The sequence below is a fragment of the Massilia sp. LC238 genome (assembly GCF_000735635.1).
Classification (GTDB): Bacteria; Pseudomonadota; Gammaproteobacteria; order Burkholderiales; family Burkholderiaceae_D; genus Telluria; species Telluria varians.
Genome location: NZ_JNNN01000034.1, coordinates 1 through 660 on the forward strand (window position 1 = coordinate 1; position 660 = coordinate 660).

Genomic DNA, 660 nt, shown 5'->3' on the forward strand with positions numbered 1-660 from the left:
TCGTGAGCTTGTGGGTGAAATCCTGGCGCACCCGCGCGATACGGGCGTGCAGGCGCGCCAGCGCCTTCGCTCCCTTGGCGCGGTTCTTCGACACGGGCAGTCGCATGCCTTTCGGGATCCGGCCCGCGATACCAGCCAAGGCCTTCGCGGCCTCCAGCTTGCGCGACAGGCGCCGGCCCCGGATGCGCAGGCGCCGCAGCGCGGCAGTCAAGGGACGCGGCGCCGCGATCTTCTCGCCGCTGGCGAGCGTGGCGGCCGCGCTCACGCCGAGGTCGACGCCGGTGACACCGTGGCCGCTGCGCGGCAGGCGCGCTGTCGCGTCGGGTACCTCGACCTGGACGCACAGGAACCAGTGATCCGCTTCGCGCGAGACGCTCGCGCCCAGGATGCGTCCAGGCCAGCGCAGCGCTTCGCACAGCGCCACCCGGCCGACCCTGGGCAGCACGGCGGTGCTTCCCTCGATCCTGAACTTGTCGTTCGCCAGGTAGAACGCATCGCGGCAGCGCCCCTTTTTCTTGAATACCGGCGGGTACGCCGGCCTTCCTGCACGGCGCTGCTCGAAGTAGCGGCTCCAGGCCCTGGCGAGGTTGGTGAAGGGCTGCGCATGGGCGTCGCGGTGGACGGTGCGCAGCCAGGGCTGCCGGTTCTGGTCAGTCGAGG

Annotated in this window: 1 protein-coding gene; it reads right to left on the minus strand. The window is 71.2% G+C overall.

The window, feature by feature from the left end; translation table 11 throughout:
- A partial coding sequence (locus FG94_RS08675) for a transposase (RefSeq protein ID WP_036209908.1) occupies window positions 1-660 on the minus strand: 660 nt, incomplete at both ends.